Source organism: Pseudomonas sp. AGC41, from assembly GCF_057334555.1.
This window is the reverse complement of the sequence record NZ_JBHFJB010000067.1, coordinates 90,612-97,633: the sequence shown is the minus strand read 5'-3', so window position 1 is coordinate 97,633 and position 7,022 is coordinate 90,612. Positions and strand designations below refer to the sequence as shown.

Here is a 7,022-nt window from a genome sequence, read left to right as displayed (position 1 = left end):
GGTATATCAGGCAACATAAATGCAAGCTGAACCACCGCTTTCGCGAGCAGGCTCGCTCCCACAGGTTATTGCGCCGACTCTAAGCCTCCACCAGCCCCCACTGCTTGCTCAGGCGCTTGTCGGAAATCGGCACCTTGGTGCCCAACTGCTGGGCGAACAACGATACGCGGTATTCTTCCAGCCACCAGCGGTAGAGTTCCAGCTGCGGGTCGCGCTTGCCTTCCTGGGCATGCTTGCTGGCGCGGGCCTGGTATTGCGCCCAGAGGTTGGACAGCTCGCCGCTCCAGACCCGGTCCTTCTGTACCTGACTGCCGAGCTTCTCGAAGCGTTGCTCGATGGCCTTGAGATAACGCGGCAGCTCTTTGAGCCACTGGTGCGGGGTTTCCCGCACGAAGCCTGGATACACCAAGTGACTGAGCTGTTGCTTAATGTCGTTCAGCGCTACGGCCTGGGCCAGGTCGATCTTGCCCTTGAAGCGTTTTTGCAAGCCGTGCCAGAGTTTCAGGATGTCCAGGGTCAACCTGGCCAGGCGTTCGGCATGTTCGGTCCAGCCGCCGCGCTTGCGTTCGGCCAGGGCCGCCAGCGCGGCGCCGTCGCGCGGCAGGCTCGGCTCGCCGTCGAGAACGCAACTGTCGAGACTCGCCAGCAGGATATCTTCCACCAGACCGTCGATGCGCCCAAGTTCGCGATACAGCAGGCCCAGTTCGGTCAGGCCCGGCAGCTTGCCGCGAAGAAACTTCGCAGTTTCGGCCAATTGCTGCATGAGCAGGCGTTGCAAGGCGCGGCGATGCTGGAATTCGGCTTCGGCCGGGGTCGGGAAACGCCCTTCCTTGACCACGCCGCCCTCTTCCACCAGCGCCGGGTACACCGTCATCGACAGCCCGGCGATCTTCTGTTGGGTTTTTTCCGCCACTGGCGCGAAGATTTTCGCTTCCACCGGTTCCTGGCTCTTCGCCGTCTGCGGCACGGCCAATGCGGCCTGGCTGGCTTCGGCGAAACGCGCGGTCAGCTCGGCCAGGTCGCGGCCTTCGCCGAGGAACTTGCCTTGGCCGTCGACGATTTCCAGGTTCATGCGCAAATGGCTTTCCACTTGCTGCGCCGCTTCCGCCCAGGCTTCGTCGCTGACCCGCGCGCCGGTCATGCGCAGCAGCTCGCGCCCCAGCGACTGCGGCAGCGAGCCCTCGGCGAAAGTGATGCGCTGCAGCGCCGCCTTGACGAAGTCCGGCACCGGCACGAAGTTCTTGCGCAAGGCCTTGGGCAGGTTGCGCACCAGGGCAATGCATTTGGCCTCGATCATCCCCGGCACCAGCCATTCCAGGCGCTCCGGCGGCAGCATCGGCAGCAGCGGCGCCGGCACTCGCAACGTCACCCCATCGCGCGGATGATTGGGCTCGAAGTGATAGCTCAACGGCAACGTCAGGTCGCCGACGCGCAAGGTGTCCGGGTACAGATTGGCCGTCACCTCGCTGGCCTCGCGAGCGAGCACGTCTTCTTCGCGCATGATCAACAGCTGCGGATCTTTCTGGCTGTTGATCCGGTACCAGCTGTCGAACGTCGCGGTCTGGTGGATCTCGGCGGGCAGGCGCGCATCGTAGAAGGCGTAAAGGGTTTCCTCGTCCGCGAGGATGTCACGGCGACGAGCCTTGGCTTCGAGCTCGTCAAGCTGCTCCAGCAATCGGGTGTTGGCGCTCAGGCACTTGGCCCGGGATTGGATCTCGCCACGCACCAGTGCCTCGCGGATAAACAGTTCGCGGGACACCACCGGGTCCACCGGCCCGTAGTGCACCGGCCGGCGACCGACCACGATCAGCCCGAACAAGGTGATCTGCTCGTAAGCCACCACCTGCCCGCGCTTCTTCTCCCAATGGGGTTCGAAGTGGTTCTTCTTGATCAGGTGCCCGGCCAGCGGTTCGATCCAGTCCGGTTCGATCTTCGCCACCATGCGCGCATACAACTTGGTGGTTTCCACCAGCTCGGCGGTCATCAGCCACTGCGGGCGCTTCTTGCCCAGCCCGGACGAGGGATGGACCCAGAAGCGTCGCTGCCGCGCACCGAGGTAATCGCCGTCCTCGGTTTTCTGGCCGATCTGACTCAACAGGCCCGAGAGCACCGCCTTGTGCAGTTTCGGATAATCGGCCGGTTCCTTGTTGAGGCTCAACTGCATGTCGCGACAGATCAGGCTCAACTGGCGATGGGAATCGCGCCATTCACGCAGGCGCAAGTAATTCAGGAAGTTCTTGCGGCACCAGTTACGCAGGGGGCTGGCGGTCAGGGCCTGGCGCTGCTCCTCAAAGCCGCGCCACAGATTGACCAGCCCGGCGAAGTCCGAATCCGCATCCTTCCATTGGGCGTGGGCCTGGTCGGCGGCCTGCTGGCGCTCGGGCGGGCGTTCGCGCGGATCCTGGATCGACATGGCGCTGGCCACGATCAGCACTTCCTGTAGGCTGCCCAGTTTCGCCGCTTCCAGCAACATGCGGCCCATGCGCGGGTCCACCGGCAAGCGCGCCAGTTGACGCCCCAACGGCGTCAACTGGCTGTTGCGGTCCACCGCCGAAAGCTCTTGCAGCAGGTTGAAACCGTCGCTGATGGCCTTGCCATCCGGCGGCTCGATGAACGGGAAATCAGTGATCTCGCCGAGGCGCAAATGCAGCATTTGCAAAATCACCGCTGCCAGGTTGGTGCGCAGGATCTCCGGATCGGTAAACTCCGGCCGGCCAAGGAAGTCCTCTTCGCTGTACAAGCGCACGCAAATCCCCGGCTCGACCCGTCCGCAGCGGCCCTTGCGCTGGTTGGCGCTGGCCTGGGAAATGGCTTCGATGGGCAAACGCTGGACCTTGGCGCGGTAGCTGTAGCGGCTGATGCGCGCGGTGCCGCTGTCAATCACGTAGCGGATACCCGGCACGGTCAGCGAGGTTTCGGCGACGTTGGTCGCCAGCACCACGCGACGGCCCGGGTGGGATTGGAAGATCCGCTGTTGTTCAGCCGGCGACAGTCGCGCGTACAACGGCAGGATTTCGGTGTGTTTGAGCTGGGCCTTGCGCAGCATCTCCGCCGCGTCGCGAATCTCCCGCTCGCCCGGCAGGAACACCAGCACATCGCCGGGACTGCGGCGCTCGCTGCGCTCATGGGCGGCAATTTCATCGAGGGTGGCGAGGATCGCCTGGTCGACGGTCAAGTCGTCCTCGACGCGATTGCCCTCCTCATCCTGCTCCAGCGTCAACGGGCGATACCAGGTTTCCACCGGGAAGGTACGGCCCGAGACTTCGACGATCGGCGCGTCATCGAAGTGCTTGGAAAAGCGCTCCAGGTCGATCGTCGCCGAGGTGATGATGACCTTCAGGTCCGGCCGGCGCGGTAGCAGGGTCTTGAGGTAGCCGAGCAGGAAATCGATGTTGAGGCTGCGTTCGTGGGCCTCGTCGACGATTATCGTGTCGTAGCGTTCGAGGTAGCGGTCGTTCTGGGTCTCGGCCAGCAGGATACCGTCGGTCATCAGCTTGATCAGAGTATTGGCGTCGCTCTGGTCCTCGAAGCGCACCTGATATCCCACCAACGCCCCCAACGGCGTGCCGAGCTCTTCGGCGACCCGGCTCGCCACGCTGCGGGCGGCGATCCGGCGTGGTTGGGTGTGGCCGATCAAGCCATGCTGGCCGCGACCGATTTCCAGGCAGATTTTCGGCAACTGGGTGGTTTTACCCGAGCCGGTTTCGCCGGCAATGATCAGCACCTGATGCTTGAGCAGCGCCTCTTTGATCTCGTCGCGCTTGGCCGCGATCGGCAAATTGTCATCGTAGCGAATCGACGGCACGCTCGCCTTGCGCGCCAGCACCTGGTCGCACGATGCCTGCATCCGCGTCACCCACTGGGCCAGCTTGGCCTCGTCGGGTTTCTTGCGCAGCTCAAGCAACTGCCGCCGCAACCGGTGACGGTCGGCGAGCATGGCGTGATCGAGGTTCTTCAGCAGTTTGTCGATAGCGGGGGCTTGGTCAGTCATCAGGTACGCAGGGATCGTCGGTGTGAGCAAGGGGCGATTGTCGCAGATTTGCGGCTATCGCGCCGAGCACCAGAAGCGGCCCCCTCCCTCCCACAGGGGATTTGCGTCAAGGAATGCTTTTGTGGCGAGGGAGCTTGCTCCCGCTCGGTTGCGCAGCAGCCGCCTGGGTTTAATGTCGGTCACCAAATCGCCACGGGGATTTCGCTCAGCCACCCAGTTATTCGCTGTCCAGGTCCTTGCGCCGATACGGAAACACATCAATCACCTTCCCCGCCCGAATCGCCTCTTGCAGGCCCTTCCAGTAATCGGCGTTGTACAGCTCGCCGTGCAACTGGTCGAAGAGCTTGCGCTGCCCGGCATCGGCAAACAGGAACGGCGGAAACTCTTCGGGGAAGACATCCAGCGGCCCTATGGAATACCAGGGCTCGGAGGCCATTTCGTCTTCCGGTGTGCGCGGCTGCGGGATGTGGCGAAAATTGGCTTCGGTCAAAAAGCAGATTTCATCGTAATCGTAGAACACCACGCGACCATGGCGGGTCACGCCGAAGTTCTTCAGCAGCATGTCACCGGGGAAGATATTGGCCGCCGCCAGTTGCTTGATCGCCAGGCCATAATCCTCCAGCGCCTCGCGTACCTGGGCCTCGTTGGCGTTTTCCAGATAGAGGTTCAGCGGCGTCATCCGGCGTTCAGTCCAGCAGTGGCGAATCAGCACCGTGTCGCCGTCCACCGACACCGTGGACGGCGCTACTTCCAGCAGTTCTTCCAGGCAGGCCGGTTCGAATTTGCTCAAGGGGAAACGGAAGTCGGCGAACTCCTGGGTGTCGGCCATGCGCCCGACCCGGTCGACGCTTTTCACCAGTCGATACTTCTCGATCACCGTGGCGCGGTCGACGTTTTTCGACGGTGAGAAACGGTCCTTGATGATTTTGAAAACCGTGTTGAAGCCCGGCAGGGTAAACACGCTCATGACCATGCCGCGCACGCCTGGGGCCATGATGAACTGATCGTCGGTATTGGCCAGGTGGTTGATCAGCGCCCGGTAGAACTCCGATTTGCCGTGCTTGTAGAAACCGATGGACGTATACAACTCGGCAATGTGCTTGCCCGGCAGGATGCGCTTGAGGAAACCGATGAATTCCGCCGGCACCGGCACATCCACCATGAAATACGAGCGGGTGAACGAGAAGATGATCGACACCTGCGCTTCGTCGGTAATCAGCGCGTCGATCTGGATGCCGCGCCCTTCACGGTGCAGCAGCGGGATTACCAGCGGCCATTGGTCGTCACGGGTGTAGATGCGCCCCACCAGGTAGGCGCCCTTGTTGCGGTAGAGCACCGAGGAGAACAACTCCACCGTCAGTTCCGGGTCCTTGCAGACCCAATCCGGCAGGTTCTCGCGCAGTTGGCTTTCGAGGCGTTGCAGGTCGCCGGGCAGGTCGGCGTAGTCTTCGCTGAAGCGATAGTCGGCGAAAATCGCCGCAAGCATCCTGTCCAATTGGCCCTGGGGTTTGTAGGTCCGGGTCTGGGCCGCACGGGCACGGCGCAGGCTCGGCCGGGTGGTATGGATGAACATGGTGCCGTCGCTGATCAAGTCATGGCTGAACAGGCCGCAGAAGATCGAGTTGTACCAGGTCTCCGACAGCTCATCGTCAAACCGCAGGTCGATCAGGCTGATATAGGCGCTTTTCACCAGCGGCCAGCAACCGACATCCATCAGGGCCTCGGCAGCGAAGGTGTTGCGCAGCCTGGCCACGGTTTCGAAGACTTTTTCTTCGTACAAGTTGATGCGCGCCGCCGATGCGGCTTGCGCCTCCTGCCACTGCGCCTGCTCGAATCGGGCACGGGCGCCATCGGTGATGTGCCGGAAATGCTCACGGTAATCGTCGAAGCCGTCGAGAATCGAACGGGCGATATCGGTGGCGGGCCATGGCTGCGACATAGGGAAAACCTCGGCGGGTCATGCTTGTTATTGGCGACTGAGCTTAGAGGCCAATCGAGCGGCAACGCAACCATTGCCATCGGTGTTTGGCGGGGCGACACTTGCGGCCCGATCAAGGAAGGACGCATCTCGTGAATCTCGTCGACACCCTGCGCTTGCTGTCGCTGGCCGCCATCTGGGGGGCCAGTTTCTTGTTCATGCGCATCATCGCGCCGGTGATTGGCACGATTCCTACGGCTTTTTTCCGCGTTTCCATTGCCTTCGTCGGCCTGCTGGTCATTCTTGCGCTGATGCGTATCGACTGGAATTTTCGCGGCAAGCTGAAAGCGGTGATGGTGCTGGGCCTGATCAATTCGGGCATTCCGGCAACATTCTATTCCCTTGCCGCCCAGGTGTTGCCGGCCGGTTATTCGGCAATCTTCAACGCCACCACACCGTTGATGGGCGTGCTGATCGGCGGGTTGTTTTTCAGCGAGCAACTCACCGTGGCCAAGGTCAGCGGGGTGTTCCTCGGCCTGTTCGGCGTGGGCATCCTGACCGGTGCCGGCCCGGTGGCATTCGACCACCAGTTACTGATGGGTGCCCTCGCCTGCTTGCTCGCCACCACTTGCTATGGTTTTGCCGGTTTCCTCACCCGTCGTTGGCTCGACCATCAAGGTGGGCTGGACAGCCGCCTCTCCGCGCTGGGTAGCATGTTCGGCGCCACGGTTTTTCTCCTGCCGTTGTTCGGTTACAGCGTCATCAGCCAACCGCCGGCCAGTTGGGGCGGCTGGAGCGTCTGGCTATCGTTGCTGGGGCTGGGCCTGGTGTGTACCGCGCTGGCGTACATCCTGTATTTCCGCTTGCTCAGCTCCATCGGTCCGGTCAAATCCATGACCACGACTTTTCTGATTCCGCCGTTCGGCGTGCTGTGGGGCGCGTTGTTGCTGGATGAGCCGTTGGGGATGGCGCATTTGTATGGCGGGGTGTTGATTGCGGCGGCGTTGTGGCTGGTGCTGAAGCCTGGGGCGTCTAGCCGATAATTCATCGGTGTGGCCAAAAAAGCTTCGCGAGCAGGCTCGCTCCCACAGGGTCAATTGCAATCCTTATGGG

General features: G+C 62.3%; 3 protein-coding genes. 1 reads left to right on the top strand and 2 read right to left on the bottom strand.

Going from position 1 to position 7,022, the window contains the following annotated elements; genetic code table 11:
* Positions 1–79 precede the first annotated feature (79 nt).
* Positions 80–3,991 carry an ATP-dependent RNA helicase HrpA gene (gene hrpA, locus ACE04F_RS13115; protein WP_486107251.1) on the bottom strand — a complete coding sequence of 1,304 codons (3,912 nt, stop codon included), beginning with the start codon at positions 3,989–3,991 and terminating at the stop codon, positions 80–82.
* A gap of 217 nt (positions 3,992–4,208) precedes the next feature.
* A complete protein-coding gene (gene aceK / locus ACE04F_RS13110) occupies positions 4,209–5,930 on the bottom strand; it encodes a bifunctional isocitrate dehydrogenase kinase/phosphatase (protein WP_486107249.1) in 1,722 nt (573 codons plus the stop codon).
* A gap of 131 nt (positions 5,931–6,061) precedes the next feature.
* Here aceK and ACE04F_RS13105 point away from each other — a divergent pair, with 131 nt between their 5' ends.
* Positions 6,062–6,952 carry a DMT family transporter gene (locus ACE04F_RS13105; protein WP_434695564.1) on the top strand — a complete coding sequence of 297 codons (891 nt, stop codon included), beginning with the start codon at positions 6,062–6,064 and terminating at the stop codon, positions 6,950–6,952.
* Positions 6,953–7,022: the final 70 nt, after the last annotated feature.